This window comes from Streptomyces sp. R33, from assembly GCF_041200175.1.
GTDB lineage: Bacteria > Actinomycetota > Actinomycetes > Streptomycetales > Streptomycetaceae > Streptomyces > Streptomyces katrae_B.
The window spans coordinates 6,857,386-6,871,791 of record NZ_CP165727.1; the positions used below are offsets into that span (position 1 = coordinate 6,857,386).

Genomic DNA, 14,406 nt, shown 5'->3' on the forward strand with positions numbered 1-14,406 from the left:
CCCCCGTGAACGAGAGCGCCGTGACCCCGTTCGGCACCCGCCTGCGTGCGGCGATGGACTCCCGCGGCCCGCTGTGCGTGGGCATCGACCCGCACGCCGCCCTCCTGTCGTCGTGGGGCTTGAACGACGACGTCGCGGGCCTGGAGAAGTTCTCCCGCACGGTCGTCGAGGCGCTGGCCGACTCGGTGGCCGTCTTCAAGCCGCAGGCGGCGTTCTTCGAGCGCTTCGGCTCGAAGGGCATCGCGGTGCTGGAGCAGACCGTGGCCGACGCGCGGGCCGCGGGCACGCTGGTCGTGATGGACGCCAAGCGCGGTGACATCGGCTCGACGATGGCCGCGTACGCGCAGACGTTCCTGTCGCCGTCCTCGCCGCTGTTCTCCGACGCCCTGACGGTGTCCCCGTACCTGGGCTACGGCTCGCTGCAGCCGGCGGTGGAACTCGCCCGCCGCTCGGGCGCGGGTCTCTTCGTCCTCGCGCTCACCTCGAACCCGGAGGGAGCGGAGGTCCAGCGCGCGGTGCGTGAGGACGGCCGCACGGTCGGCGCGACGATGCTGGGGCACCTCGCGGCGGAGAACGCGGGAGCGGCGCCCATGGGCTCCTTCGGCGCGGTGGTCGGTGCCACGCTGGGCGACCTGTCGTCCTTCGACCTGGACATCAACGGGCCGCTGCTGGCGCCCGGCATCGGTGCGCAGGGTGCGACGGCGGCCGATCTGCCGGCGGTCTTCGGCGCGGCGGTCCGCAACGTGGTCCCGAACGTCTCGCGGGGCGTGCTGAAGCACGGTCCGGACGCCGCGGCCCTGCGCGCCTCGGCCACCCGTTTCGCGGACGAGATCCGCGAGGCCGTCTCCGCCTGAGCCCGTTCCGGAGTGCCTCCGGGCACTCCGGTCGCACCGCACGTCGTACGGCCTGACGAAAATCGAACGTCTTTCACCGGACAAAACCGGGGTGGTTTGTCCGTGATGTACGGTTCAGTGGAGGCTGACCAGGACTTTTCGTCCGTTCTCGCTGACTGGAGCGGCCTTGGCCGCTAGTCTCCGATCAGAGTGACGAGCAGCGAACGAGTTCCACCGCTGTTCGGGCATTCGCCTGGTGTGGCGCCCTAGGGTTCCCCACCGGTCCGTATCCGACAGTTCGACATCCGAGGTGACGTAGGCGTGGCTCTTCCGCCCCTTACCCCTGAACAGCGCGCAGCCGCGCTCGAAAAGGCCGCCGCGGCTCGCCGGGAGCGGGCCGAGGTGAAGAATCGACTCAAGCACTCCGGCGCCTCGCTCCAAGAGGTCATCAAGACGGGCCAGGAGAACGACGTCATCGGCAAGATGAAGGTCTCCGCCCTGCTGGAGTCCCTGCCTGGCGTGGGCAAGGTGCGCGCCAAGCAGATCATGGAGCGCCTCGGCATCTCCGAGTCCCGGCGTGTCCGAGGTCTCGGTTCCAACCAGATCGCGTCTCTGGAGCGTGAGTTCGGCACTCCTGCCGGCTGACGCGTTGCCTGAAGTTCTCCCGGCGTTCTCAGGCAGTCCCGAGAACCTGGATAATCGCTTTATGGCAGCAGAGGTTCGTCCGCGGCTGACCGTGCTCTCCGGCCCTTCGGGGGTCGGCAAGAGCACGGTCGTCGCGCATATGCGCAAGGTCCACCCCGAGGTATGGCTCTCGGTGTCGGCCACCACCCGCAAGCCGCGGCCCGGTGAGCGACACGGAGTCCACTACTTCTTCGTCAACGACGACGAGTTCGACAAGCTGATCGCCAACGGCGAGCTGCTGGAGTGGGCCGAGTTCGCGGGCAACCGCTACGGCACACCGCGCGGCGCGGTGGTGGAACGACTCGAGAACGGCGAGCCCGTTCTCCTGGAGATCGACCTCCAGGGCGCGCGACTCGTCCGCGAGTCCATGCCCGAAGCCCAGCTCGTCTTCCTGGCGCCGCCGAGCTGGGACGAGCTGGTCCGCCGGCTCACCGGCCGCGGCACCGAATCGCCCGAGGTCATCCAGCGCAGGCTGGAGACCGCCAAGGTCGAGCTCGCTGCCGAGTCCGAGTTCGACACCACCCTGGTGAACACCTCCGTCGAGGACGTGGCGCGCGAGCTGCTAGCCTTGATGGAAGTTGTCTGATCGTTGATCGATGTTCATTTCGATCAATGCTTGATCTTTCACCCATTCTTCGGAAGGTAGAGCGTGTCCTCTTCCATCACTGCGCCCGAGGGCATCATCAACCCGCCGATCGACGAGCTGCTCGAGGCCACGGACTCGAAGTACAGCCTCGTGATCTACGCGGCCAAGCGCGCGCGTCAGATCAACGCGTACTACTCGCAGCTCGGTGAGGGCCTGCTCGAGTACGTCGGCCCCCTGGTGGACACCCACGTCCACGAGAAGCCGCTTTCGATCGCGCTGCGCGAGATCAACGCGGGTCTGCTGACCTCCGAGGCCATCGAGGCCCCGGCCCAGTAAGGCACCGAGCATTCCTTTCACCACAGGCCCGGCAGAACATCTGCCGGGCCTGTGGTGTGTCATAGACAGGTACGACGATCAGCCGAAGGGGCGTGTGTGGTGGGTAAGCCGAAGGTCGTGCTCGGAGTCAGCGGCGGGATCGCCGCGTACAAGGCGTGCGAGCTGCTGCGCCGGCTGACCGAGTCCGGACACGACGTACGGGTGGTGCCCACGGCGGCATCCCTGAACTTCGTGGGCGAGGCCACGTGGGCCGCGCTGTCCGGCAACCCGGCCGGCACCGAGGTCTGGGAGACCGTCCACGAGGTCCCGCACGTCCGCATCGGGCAGAGCGCCGACCTCGTCGTCGTCGCCCCGGCCACCGCGGACCTGCTCGCCAAGGCCGCCCACGGCCTCGCCGACGACCTCCTCACGAACACGCTGCTCACCGCGCGCTGCCCGGTGGTCTTCGCCCCCGCCATGCACACCGAGATGTGGGAGCACCCCGCCACCCAGGAGAACGTGGCCACGCTGCGGCGCCGCGGCGCCCTCGTCATCGAGCCCGCCGTCGGCCGGCTCACCGGCAAGGACACCGGCAAGGGGCGGCTGCCCGACCCCGAGGAGATCTACGAGGTGTGCCGCAGGGTGCTGGCGCGCGGCGTGGCCGAGCCCGACCTGGCCGGCCGGCACGTGGTGATCAGCGCGGGCGGCACGCGGGAACCGCTCGACCCGGTCCGCTTCCTCGGCAACCGCTCCTCCGGCAAGCAGGGCTACGCACTGGCCCGTACGGCCGTCGCCCGCGGGGCCCGGGTCACCCTCGTGGCGGCCAACACCGCGCTTGCCGACCCGGCCGGGGTGGACGTCGTACGGGTCGGGACGGCCGTCCAGCTGCGCGAGGCGGTCCTCAAGGCGGCGGCGGACGCCGACGCCGTGGTGATGGCAGCGGCCGTGGCCGACTTCCGGCCGGCCGAGTACGCCGACGGCAAGATCAAGAAGAAGGACGGGCAGGATCCGGCCCCGGTGGCGCTCGTCCGCAACCCAGACGTCCTCGCCGAGATCTCGGCCGACCGGGCCCTGGAAGGCCAGGTCGTGGTCGGTTTCGCCGCCGAAACTGACGATGTACTCGAGAACGGCCGGAGAAAACTGCTCCGCAAGGGGTGTGATCTTCTCGTCGTGAACGAGGTGGGCGCAGCCAAGACCTTCGGTTCTGAGGAGAACGAGGCTGTGATCCTGGCCTCCGACGGGGCGGAGACCCCGGTTCCCTACGGTCCGAAGGAGGCGCTGGCCGAAGTGATTTGGGACCAGGTCGCCCCGCGACTCGCTCCCCGACGCGCCTGAGCGACGACTCTTCTCGTAACGGATTCCATGAGCCAGAATGTGAGTGCCGCAGGTCACATGGCTCCCATAGGGCGAGACGGGTGGTCCGGCAAACGGTGGCGACCGATAAACTGCATTCGGAACGTGATCGGGCGCAGCCCCCGGTGTGGTTCCGCCAAATGATCAGCCAGCAGCCGCTGCAACCCCAGGGAGCGTTGTGTCCCGTCGCCTGTTCACCTCGGAGTCCGTCACCGAGGGTCACCCCGACAAGATCGCTGACCAGATCAGCGACACGATCCTCGACGCACTTCTCACCGAGGACCCGACCTCGCGTGTGGCCGTGGAGACCCTCATCACCACCGGTCTCGTCCACATCGCCGGTGAGGTGACGACGAAGGCGTACGCGCCGATCGCGCAGCTCGTCCGCGACAAGATCCTCGAGATCGGCTACGACTCGTCGAAGAAGGGCTTCGACGGCGCCTCCTGCGGCGTCTCGGTGTCCATCGGCGCGCAGTCCCCGGACATCGCGCAGGGCGTCGACACCGCGTACGAGAAGCGTGTCGAGGGCGACGAGGACGAGCTCGACAAGCAGGGCGCCGGCGACCAGGGCCTGATGTTCGGCTACGCGTGCGACGAGACCCCCGAGCTCATGCCGCTGCCGATCCACATCGCGCACCGGCTCTCGCGCCGCCTGTCCGAGGTCCGCAAGAACGGGACCATCCCGTACCTGCGCCCCGACGGCAAGACCCAGGTCACCATCGAGTACGACGGCGACAAGGCCGTCCGCCTCGACACGGTCGTCGTGTCCTCCCAGCACGCCTCCGACATCGACCTGGACTCGCTGCTCGCGCCGGACATCCGCGAGTTCGTCGTCGAGCACGTGCTGGCCCAGCTCATCGAGGACGGCATCAAGCTCGACACCGACGGCTACCGCCTGCTGGTCAACCCGACCGGCCGCTTCGAGATCGGCGGCCCGATGGGCGACGCCGGCCTGACCGGCCGCAAGATCATCATCGACACGTACGGCGGCATGGCCCGCCACGGCGGCGGCGCCTTCTCGGGCAAGGACCCGTCCAAGGTCGACCGCTCCGCCGCGTACGCGATGCGCTGGGTCGCCAAGAACGTGGTCGCCGCCGGCCTCGCCTCGCGCTGCGAGGTCCAGGTCGCGTACGCCATCGGCAAGGCCGAGCCGGTGGGTCTGTTCGTCGAGACCTTCGGCACCGCCAAGGTCGAGGTCCAGAAGATCGAGGACGCGATCGGCCAGGTCTTCGACCTCCGCCCGGCCGCGATCATCCGCGACCTGGACCTGCTGCGCCCGATCTACGCCCAGACCGCCGCGTACGGCCACTTCGGCCGCGAGCTGCCCGACTTCACCTGGGAGCGCACCGACCGCGTCGACGCGCTGCGCACGGCCGCCGGCCTGTAAGCACGCCCCGCCGCACGGCGGACCCGTACGGCCCCGGACCCCCGCTGGTCCGGGGCCGTATTGCGTTGATCGTCCGGCGCCCCGGTGCCTATGCTGCACACGCCCTCCCGGTGCGCGGGGTGACGGCTTCATCTGGAGCCGGGCACGAGCCCGGCGTTGAAGGACGGTTCCACCCGCCGCCGCCCGCCCAGATCTCGGGAGGGCACCCACTGTCGGTGGCATTTGGTAAGAATGCTGCTGTGAGCAGGGACAACGGCGAGAGCGAAACCGAGGCGGGCGGCCCGCCCGAGCAGCTCGCGCTGATACGGGAGATGGTCGCCGAGGCGAAGGCCAAGGCCCCCAAGGCCAAGCCGCGCACCTGGCGGGGCGCCGCCCTCGCCAAGGAGCTGCCGGTCGCCCGGATCCTCGTCAACAAGGGCGTCCTCCACCTCGACCAGCTCTGGGACTACGCCGTCCCCGAGGAGCTCTCCGAGGCGGCACAGCCCGGAGTCCGCGTCCGGGTCCGCTTCGGGGCCGGCTCCCACCAGGTGCACGGCGGCCGCCGTGAGGGCGGCGGCCTCATCGACGGGTTCATCGTCGAGCGCCGCGCCGAATCCGACTACAACGGTGCACTGGCCGCCCTCGCCCACGTCGTCTCGCCCGAGGTCGTCCTCACCCCGGGCATGCTGGCCCTGGCCCGGGCCGTCGCCGACCGGTACGCCGGCAGCCTGGCCGACGTACTCCAGCTCGCCCTGCCCCCGCGCAACGCGCGCGCCGAAGCCAAACCCTCACCCGAGCCGCTGCCCCCGCCCGCCGCGCCCGAACCGGGCGGCTGGGCGCGGTACGGCTCCGGCCCCGCCTTCCTGCGGGCCCTCGCCACCGGCGGCGCCCCGCGCGCCGTCTGGACCGCGCTGCCCGGCCCCGGCTGGGCCGACGAGCTGGCCCGGGCCATGGCCGCCACCCTCGCCTCCGGCCGCGGCGCCCTCGCCGTCCTGCCCGACGGGCGCACCGCAGCCCGGGTCGACGCGGCGCTGACCGCCCTGCTCGGCGAGGGGCGGCACGCGCTGCTCACCGCCGAATCGGGCCCCGAGAAGCGCTACCGCCAGTGGCTCGCCGTGCACCGCGGCTCGGTACGGGCCGTCATCGGCACCCGGGCCGCGATGTTCGCGCCCGTACGGGACCTCGGGCTGGTCGCCGTCTGGGACGACGGCGACTCCAGCCACAGCGACGACAACGCGCCCTTCCCGCACGTACGGGAAGTGCTCGAGCTGCGGGCCGTCGGCGACGGCTGCGGGTTCCTGGCCGGGAGCACGAGCTGCACCGTGGAGGCCGCCCAGCTGGTCGAGACGGGCTGGGCGCGGCCGCTCGTCGCCGACCGGGAGACGGTACGGGCCTGCGCGCCCCGGATCCGGACCGTGGGCGACGAACTGCTGGCCCGCGACGAGGCGGCCCGCGCCGCCCGGCTGCCGAGCCTGGCCTGGGAGACCGTACGGGAGGGGCTGAAGTCCGGGCCCGTGCTCGTCCAGGTGCCCCGGCGCGGCTATGCGCCGAGGCTGGCGTGCGAGCGCTGCCGCACCCCCGCCCGCTGCAAGGTGTGCGCCGGGCCGCTGGAGGCTCCGGACGCGCGGGACCTGCACTGCGGCTGGTGCGGCCGGCAGGAGAGCGCCTGGCACTGCGAGGAGTGCGGATCGTTCCGGCTGCGCGCCCAGGTGGTCGGCTCCCGGCGGACCGCCGAGGAGCTCGGGCGGGCCTTCCCGGCCGTGCCCGTGCGCACGTCCGGCCGCGACCACGTCCTGGACGAGGTGCCCGACCGGCCCGCGCTGGTGGTGTGCACGCCCGGCGCCGAGCCCGTCGCGGCGGGCGCCGGGTACGCGGCGGCCCTGCTGCTGGACGGCTGGGCGATGCTGACCCGGCCCGACCTACGGGCCGGGGAGGACGCGCTGCGCCGGTGGATCGCGGCCGCCTCGCTGGTCCGGGGGGAGGGGCAGGTGGTGGTGGTCGCCGAGCCGACGCTGCGGCCGGTCCAGGCCCTCGTGCGGTGGGATCCGGTGGGCCATGCCGTACGGGAGCTCGCGGAGCGGGCCCAGCTGGGCTTCCCGCCGGTGTCCCGGATGGCGGCCGTCGCCGGGCGCGGCGAGGCGGTGGAGGCCTTCCTGGCCGGAGCCGGGCTGCCGCCGGACGCGGAGGTGCTGGGCCCGGTCCCGGTGCCGGGCCGGCGCGGGGAGCCGTCGCCCGGGGACCGGGCCCTGGTCCGCGTCCCGCCCGGCAGCGGGGCGGCGCTGGCGGCCGCCCTGAAGTCGGCGCAGGCGGCCCGGCTGGCGCGCGGAGTCCCGGCGTCGGAGGCGGTCCGGGTCCGGATCGACCCGCCGGACATCGGCTAGGGGGTGCCGGGCCGCAGCCGAACGCCCCCGGCGGGGACGACCGTGGGGGTCGTCCCCGCCGGGGGCGGGATGCGGGTACGGCGTCAGGCCGGCCGGCCGTCGGAGGTCGGCGTCCCGGCGGCCGGCGAGGTTCAGCCGTGGCGGTCCGGCCGTGCCGGGTCAGCCGTTGCGGGGCCCCGGGAAGGCACCGGAGCGGGCCGCGGCCGCGGGCTGGGACTCCTCGCGCACCGGCTGCGGCGGGACCGAGCGGGCCGCCGGGACCGTGGGCAGCGGCCCCAGGGTCCGGGTGGTCGTGCCCTCGGCCGGCGGCTCCGCGGACTCCGCGGCCTGGGCCCGCCGGGCCCCGTACCGCCGGTGCACGGCCTGCTTGGTGACGCCGAGCGCGGAACCCACCGCGTCCCACGAGAAGCCGAGCGAGCGGTCGAAGTCCACCGCTGCGGTCACCAGCGTCTCGACGCTGTCCCGCAGCTCCTGCGCGAGACGGACGGTGGGCGCGGGGGCCCGGCCATAGACGACGAAGCCCGTCGAGGGCCCGGAGCGGCGCGGGCGGTACACGTTGCCGAGCTGGGCGGTGAGCGTACGCAGAGCATCCACCTGCCGGCGAACCCGCTCGATGTCCCGCACCAGGAGATGCAGGCTGGCCCGTGCTTGGGCGTCGTGGGTGGCGTGGTCGGCCATGAAGAAGCCTCTCGAACCGGTGCTGAAGAGCGGATCGGGCCGCAGACACCGTTCTCATCGCGGCCCGGTTTCGGTCAATCTCTCTTGACCAACGCGTCATACGGCACGGAAGTCACGCACCAGGGGCGTGTCGGCATATGCGAGAGGCGCGCGTGTGTGCCCACGCCCCCTGACGAGGCGTCCGGGACCCCTGAACGGGCCCCGGGGGCACCCGCCGATCGGGCCGGGCACCCCCAACGGCACCGGGAACATAGACTGGTGCGCTGCTGACAGCCGAGATAGCGAGGTAGGACCCCAGTGAAGCTCGTCTTCGCAGGCACCCCCGAGGTCGCCGTGCCCGCCCTGGACGCCCTGATCGCCTCCGGGCGCCACGAGGTCGCCGCCGTCGTCACCCGGCCCGACGCACCGGCCGGCCGCGGCCGCCGGCTCATCGCCAGCCCGGTCGCCGAGCGCGCCGAGGAGGCCGGCATCGAGGTCCTCAAGCCGGTCCGGCCCCGGGACCCGGAATTCCAGGCCCGGCTGCGCGAGATCGACCCGGACTGCTGCCCGGTCGTCGCGTACGGCGCGCTGATCCCCAAGAGCGCCATCGAGATCCCCCGCCACGGCTGGGTCAACCTGCACTTCTCGCTGCTGCCCGCCTGGCGCGGAGCCGCGCCCGTACAGCACTCGATCATGGCGGGGGACCAGGTCACCGGCGCCTCCACCTTCCTCATCGAGGAGGGCTTGGACTCCGGCCCCGTCTACGGGCACCTGACCGAGGAGATCCGGCCCACCGACACCAGCGGAGACCTGCTGACCCGCCTCGCCTTCGCAGGCGCCGGGCTGCTGGCCGCCACGATGGACGGCATCGAGGACGGCACCCTGCGCGCCGTCGGGCAGCCCGCCGACGGGATCTCGCTCGCCCCCAAGATCACCGTCGAGGACGCCCGGATCGACTGGAAGGCCCCGGCGATGCGCGCCGACCGCGTGGTGCGCGGCTGCACGCCCGCGCCCGGCGCGTGGACCGTCTTCCGCGGGGAGCGGCTCAAGCTGATCTCCGTCGGCCTGGTCGCCGACCGCACGGACCTGGCGCCCGGCGAGCTCGCCCCGGCCAAGAACAACGTGTACGTCGGCACCGGCTCGCACGCCGTCGAGCTGCTCTGGGTGCAGCCCCAGGGCAAGAAGCCGATGCGCGGCGCCGACTGGGCGCGCGGCGTGCGGATCGCTCCCGGTGAGCGTGTCGGCGGCACGGACGTAGGCTGATCCGTACCCGAAGATTTCTGCTGCATCTCGTACACCCCGTAAACCCGGAGCACCTTTCACGTGAGCGATCAGTCCCGTCCCCCGCGCAGCGCCGCAGGCCAGCGGCAGGCCAAGCCGTACCGCCGCCCCAAGAAGGACCCCGTCCGGCTGCTGGCCTTCGAGGCGCTGCGGGCGGTGGACGAGCGCGACGCGTACGCCAACCTCGTCCTGCCCCCGCTGCTGCGCAAGGCCCGCCAGACGGAGGGCTTCGAGGCGCGGGACGCGGCGCTGGCCACCGAGCTGGTGTACGGGACGCTGCGCCGGCAGGGCACGTACGACGCGGTCATCAAGGCCTGCATCGACCGGCCGCTGCGGGAGGTGGACCCGCCGGTGCTCGACGTGCTCTCGCTCGGTGCCCACCAGCTGCTGGGGACCCGGATCCCCACGCACGCTGCGGTGTCGGCGAGCGTGGAGCTGGCCCGGGTGGTGCTCGGTGACGGGCGCGCCAAGTTCGTGAACGCCGTGCTCCGCAAGATCGCCGCGCACGACCTGGACGGCTGGCTCGAGCGGGTGGCCCCGCCGTACGAGGAAGACGCCGAGGAGCACCTCGCGGTGTACCACTCGCACCCGAGGTGGGTCGTCAGCGCCCTGTGGGACGCCCTCGGCGGCGGCCGGGCCGGCATCGAGGACCTGCTCGAAGCCGACAACGAACGGCCCGAGGTCACGCTGGTGGCGCGGCCCGGGCGGTCCACGACGGACGAGCTGGTGGAGGCGGTCGGCGAGGATTCGGCCCTGCCGGGGCGCTGGTCGCCGTACGCCGTCCGGATGGCCGAGGGCGGCGAGCCCGGAGCACTGGAGGCGGTCCGCGAAGGACGCGCCGGTGTCCAGGACGAGGGCAGCCAGCTGGTGGCGATGGCCCTCGCGGCCGCGCCGGTCGAAGGCAGCGACGAGCGCTGGCTGGACGGCTGCGCGGGCCCCGGCGGCAAGGCGGCCCTGCTGGCGGCCCTGGCGGCGCAGCGCGGGGCGTTCCTGCTCGCCTCCGAGAAGCAGCCGCACCGGGCCAGGCTCGTGGAGCGCGCCCTGGCCGGCAACCCCGGCCCGTACCAGGTCATCGCGGCGGACGGCACCCGGCCGCCGTGGCGGCCGGGCTCCTTCGACCGGGTCCTGATGGACGTCCCGTGCTCCGGCCTGGGCGCGCTGCGCCGTCGCCCGGAGGCGCGGTGGCGGCGCCGCCCCGAGGACCTGGAGGGGTTCGCCCCGCTGCAGCGCGCGCTGCTGCGGGAGGCGCTGTCCGCCGTCCGGGTGGGCGGCGTGGTGGGCTACGCGACGTGCTCCCCGCACCTGGCCGAGACCCGGGTCGTGGTGGACGACGTCCTGCGCGGCCGCGGCGCGGGCGCCTCGCCGGTCATGGCCGAACTGATCGACGCCAGGCCGTACATGGCGGGCGTCCCGGCCCTGGGCGACGGCCCGGACGTCCAGCTGTGGCCGCACCTGCACGGCACGGACGCGATGTACCTGGCACTGATCCGGCGTACGGGTTAGGCGTACGGGCTAACGGTGCGGGCCGGGGCGCTGCCCCGGTCAGCGGCAGAAGGCCTTGTCCACCACGGCCTCCACCCGGTGGGCGGCCGCCTCGTCCTTCGCATGACGGTCACGGCGACGGAGACGGCGCGGCCGCCTTCAGTGGCGCCCCCACGGGTCTCGTACCCCGGTATGTCGCCGCCGTGGCCCCAGTGCACGCCGTCGCAGGACAGCGGCCTGCTGACCAGGCCCAGCCCGTAGGGGCGCCGCGGCCGAGGTACCCGGCGGGGACGGTGGTGCGCATCTGGGCGAGCCGTTCGGGGGCGAGGAGGTCGCCGCCCAGCAGGGCGCCGCAGAACCGGTTGACGTCGGGGTCGGTGTGCTCGGCGTCGGTGAGGTCGGTCGGGAACCTCGGGCGGGGTCGGTGTGCTCGGCGTCGGGAGGGTGGATCGGGAGGCCGGGGGGCGGGGTCTGTGTGAGCGGGGTCGGTGACGTCTGCCGGGATGCTGGGGGCGGGGTCTGTGCGCTCGGGGTCGGGACACAGTGGATCGGGGGCCAGGGGCGGGGTTCGCGCCCTCGGCATCAGGACAGTGGATCGGGGGCCAGGGGGCGGGGTCTGCCGACTCGGTGTCGGTGTGGGTACGGGGGCGTCCCGGCAGTCCACTGTCCTTCCGTGTCGTGCCGGTCCCTCAAGGGCGCTCCTCCTTCGTCGTCGCGTCGCTTCGCGATGGCCTTCGGCCACCCTTGACCGACCGACCCGCCCCGGAATGCCAACAGACTGCCGGGACGCCCCCGAAGGATGGCCGGGGGGTTCGGATTCCGACCAGCCCCGATCAGAGATCCTGACCGGCGGCCCCTGTCCATCCGCACCCAGGCCACCAGGACCACCGATCCAGGCCGGTGCCGGGCCTGCGGGGAGGCCAAGGTCCTCTGAAGGGCCCATAGGAAGCACTTTCCGCACCCGGGCAGGGTCAACCTGCACCAGACAGCGAAGAGATGACGCTGCGGTGCCGGTCGGGCCGTGGACGCCCCAAATCGCTACGCGCCCCTCTCTGCACGGCGTCCGACGGCCGTCCGGGGCTGGACATAGGCCGCCCACGACCGGCACAGGCCGGCCCGGGAAGCGCCTGCGGGTCGTTTGTCCCGTTTTGGCGACCGGTTGAGACGTGAAGGGGCGCTTGTCGGAGTGAGAGGTTGAGAAATCCGCCATCAGACTCCGTCTGGCCCGCTTTTCGCCCCGAACGGCTCGCAGACGCCCGAAAACCCGGCCACGGAGGCGTCTGGGCGGCCTATGTCCAGCCCCAGACGGCCGTCGGACGCCGAGAGATGAGGAGCGCGTAGCGATCTGGGGGCGCCTGCGGGCCGATGCCTGCCGGCGTGGTCATCTGGCCGCTGTCTGGTGCAGGTTGACCCTGCCCGGGTCCGGGACGGGTGTCTGTGGGCCCTTCAGGGGACTGTGGCCTCCCCCGGGCCCCATCCTGGTCCACCTCCGTGGTCCTGGGGACTGACTCCGGATGGACAGGGGCCCCTGCTCGGCATCTCTGATGGGCCCTCATCGGAACATGAACTCCCGGCCATTCCTTCGGGGGCTTCCCGGCAGTCTTATGGCATTCCGGGGCGGGTCGGTCGGTCAAGGGTGGCCGAAGGCCATCGCGAAGCGACGCGACGAAGGAGCGCCCTTGACGGGCCGGCACGACACGGAAGGACAGTGGACTGACGGGACGCCCCCGGACACACACCGACGCCGAGTTCGCGAACCCCGCCCCCTGGCCTCCGATCCGCTGTCTTGATGCCGGGGGCGCGGACTTCGCCCCTGGCCTCCGATCCGCTGTCCTGATGCCGGGGGCGCGGACTTCGCCCCTGGCCCCCGATCCACTGTCCTGACGCCGAGCACACGGACCTCGCCCCGGCCCCCGATCCACTGTCTCGACCCCGAACACGCAGACCCGCCCCGACCTCCCGACCGGCCTCACCGACGCCGCTCACACAGACCCCGCCAAAGCCCCGCCCCCGATGTCTGGGTCGGCGCCGCGTGTGTGGCTCCCGTCCGTTGTTCCCTGCCCGGCGTGTCCGCCCCCGACGGGGCGGCGCCAGCCCGGCCCCGCCCCCGGCCGGCCGTCTCCCGCCCGTCCCGCGCCCCCGGCCCCCCACGCCCCCGCCCCGCGCCCCGCGCCCCCCTCACACCCCTTCCACCCGCCCCCTGATCGGCGACAGGGACAGGGGGAGCCAGGCCAGGGCCATGATCGTGGCTCCCGTCCAGAGGGTGGTGTGGAGGGTCGTGAGGTCCGTCAGGAGGCCCGACAGGGCTGCGCCCAGGGCCAGGGCGCCGGTCAGCATGAAGCGGAACGTGGCGTTCATGCGGCCCAGCAGGGCGTGCGGGGTCAGGTGCTGGCGGAGGCTGACGCCCAGGACGTTGTTCGAGCCGATCTTCATCATGGCCAGCAGCCACCCCGCGCCCGCCACCCAGAGCCAGACCCCACGGTCCAGCAGTGGTACCAGCAGGGTCGCCGGGGTCAGGCTCAGGACCAGTGCGCGGCCGTAGCCCACGCGGGCCGCGAACGGCCGGGCCAGCCGGGCCCCCAGGAGCAGCCCCACGCCGCCCGTGGCCCAGAAGAGGCCGAGGGTGGCCGGGGACAGCCCGAGCTCCCGTACGAACAGCACCGGCAGCATGGTGTTGATGATCGCGCCGCCCAGGTTGCTCAGGGCGGCGTTGAGTGCCAGGGCCCGCAGCTCGGGGTGGCCCAGTACGTGCAGCAGCCCCTCCCGGATCTGGGCCCGCAGCGGTGTCCGGTCGCAGGTCTGCGGGGCCGGGGCGGGGTCTATGCGGGTCAGGCGGAGCGCGGAGGCGAGGTACGCGGCCGAGGCGAAAGCCAGCGCGAGGGGTGCCGAGAGGGCGGCGACCAGGGCTCCGCCCGCCCCGCGGCCGGCGATGTTGGCGGCGGCCATCAGGGTGACGACGGCCGCGTTGGCCCGGACCAGCCCCGCGCGGCCGATCAGCCGGGGCAGCACGCTCTGTGCGCCGACCTCCGAGAAGACGGTGGCGCAGCCGCCGAGCAGCACGACCGCGTACAGCTGCGTGAGCGTGAGCAGGTCCAGCCACCAGGCGACGGGGAGGGAGGCGAACAGTGCCGAGCGGGCGAGGTCCGCGGCGATCAGGACCCGGCGGGTGCGCAGGCGGTCCACCCAGGCTCCGGCCGGCAGCCCGATGAGGAGGAACGCGGTGGTGGACAGCGCGGCGAGGGTGCCGACCTGGCCGGCGGTGGCGTCGAGGGCGGTGAGGGCGAGCAGCGGGACGGCGACGTGGCCGGTGTTGGTGCCGAGCTGGCTGAGTGTGGTGGCGGAGAAGAGGGTGCGGAAGTCCTTCGTGCGCCAGGGCGAGGGGTCGGCGGTCCCGGGCCCGGTCTCGGTCTCGGTGGCGGGTGTCATGCGGAGAACCGTGCCGGAAGACGATCTCTAAGGACAAGTTAA

The 14,406-nt window shown here is 73.0% G+C and carries 11 protein-coding genes; 9 read left to right on the top strand and 2 right to left on the bottom strand.

What is annotated here, in order from left to right; genetic code table 11:
- Positions 1 to 20: 20 nt before the first annotated feature.
- From pyrF to AB5J51_RS31595, 7 genes are all read left to right on the top strand, one after another.
- Entirely contained in the window at positions 21 to 854 is an 834-nt protein-coding gene (gene pyrF, locus AB5J51_RS31565; RefSeq protein WP_078987274.1) for an orotidine-5'-phosphate decarboxylase, read from the top strand.
- A 300-nt stretch (positions 855 to 1,154) separates the two neighbouring features.
- Entirely contained in the window at positions 1,155 to 1,478 is a 324-nt protein-coding gene (locus AB5J51_RS31570; RefSeq protein WP_008740406.1) for an integration host factor, read from the top strand.
- 61 nt (positions 1,479 to 1,539) lie between these two features.
- A complete protein-coding gene (gene gmk, locus AB5J51_RS31575; protein WP_030157469.1) occupies positions 1,540 to 2,103 on the top strand; it encodes a guanylate kinase in 564 nt (187 codons plus the stop codon).
- A 63-nt stretch (positions 2,104 to 2,166) separates the two neighbouring features.
- Positions 2,167 to 2,439 carry a DNA-directed RNA polymerase subunit omega gene (gene rpoZ / locus AB5J51_RS31580; protein ID WP_004948662.1) on the top strand — a complete coding sequence of 91 codons (273 nt, stop codon included), beginning with the start codon at positions 2,167 to 2,169 and terminating at the stop codon, positions 2,437 to 2,439.
- 99 nt (positions 2,440 to 2,538) lie between these two features.
- Positions 2,539 to 3,753 (top strand): bifunctional phosphopantothenoylcysteine decarboxylase/phosphopantothenate--cysteine ligase CoaBC, encoded by a 1,215-nt coding sequence (coaBC, locus tag AB5J51_RS31585; RefSeq protein WP_053786079.1) that lies wholly within the window; start codon positions 2,539 to 2,541, stop codon positions 3,751 to 3,753.
- Positions 3,754 to 3,949: 196 nt separating this feature from the next.
- Positions 3,950 to 5,158, top strand: a complete 1,209-nt coding sequence (gene metK, locus AB5J51_RS31590) for a methionine adenosyltransferase (RefSeq protein WP_030294604.1) — start codon at positions 3,950 to 3,952, stop codon at positions 5,156 to 5,158.
- Positions 5,159 to 5,397: 239 nt separating this feature from the next.
- The gene (locus AB5J51_RS31595; RefSeq protein ID WP_369779173.1) at positions 5,398 to 7,518 is read left to right on the top strand and encodes a primosomal protein N'; all 2,121 of its coding nucleotides are present in this window, start codon (positions 5,398 to 5,400) and stop codon (positions 7,516 to 7,518) included.
- Positions 7,519 to 7,677: 159 nt separating this feature from the next.
- On the opposite strand, the gene AB5J51_RS31600 is transcribed toward AB5J51_RS31595, so the two are convergent.
- Positions 7,678 to 8,196: a hypothetical protein gene (locus tag AB5J51_RS31600; protein ID WP_136224326.1), complete on the bottom strand. Its 519-nt coding sequence runs from the start codon at positions 8,194 to 8,196 to the stop codon at positions 7,678 to 7,680.
- 297 nt (positions 8,197 to 8,493) lie between these two features.
- On the opposite strand from AB5J51_RS31600, the gene fmt reads away from it, so the two are divergent.
- Together fmt and AB5J51_RS31610 are read left to right on the top strand one after the other, a co-directional pair.
- Positions 8,494 to 9,438, top strand: coding sequence for a methionyl-tRNA formyltransferase (gene fmt, locus AB5J51_RS31605; protein ID WP_053786082.1), 945 nt, complete (start codon positions 8,494 to 8,496; stop codon positions 9,436 to 9,438).
- 60 nt (positions 9,439 to 9,498) lie between these two features.
- Positions 9,499 to 10,959, top strand: a complete 1,461-nt coding sequence (locus tag AB5J51_RS31610; protein WP_053786083.1) for an RsmB/NOP family class I SAM-dependent RNA methyltransferase — start codon at positions 9,499 to 9,501, stop codon at positions 10,957 to 10,959.
- Between the two features lie 2,157 nt (positions 10,960 to 13,116).
- On the opposite strand, the gene AB5J51_RS31615 is transcribed toward AB5J51_RS31610, so the two are convergent.
- Positions 13,117 to 14,364, bottom strand: a complete 1,248-nt coding sequence (locus tag AB5J51_RS31615; RefSeq protein WP_369779174.1) for an MFS transporter — start codon at positions 14,362 to 14,364, stop codon at positions 13,117 to 13,119.
- Positions 14,365 to 14,406 lie beyond the last annotated feature (42 nt).

Bases quoted from the DNA above. Each gene is read 5' to 3' on its own strand.
- gmk (WP_030157469.1), top strand. From the start codon at position 1,540: ATGGCAGCAGAGGTTCGTCCGCGGCTGACCGTGCTCTCCGGCCCTTCG.
- AB5J51_RS31600 (WP_136224326.1), bottom strand. From the start codon at position 8,196: ATGGCCGACCACGCCACCCACGACGCCCAAGCACGGGCCAGCCTGCAT.
- AB5J51_RS31615 (WP_369779174.1), bottom strand. From the start codon at position 14,364: ATGACACCCGCCACCGAGACCGAGACCGGGCCCGGGACCGCCGACCCC.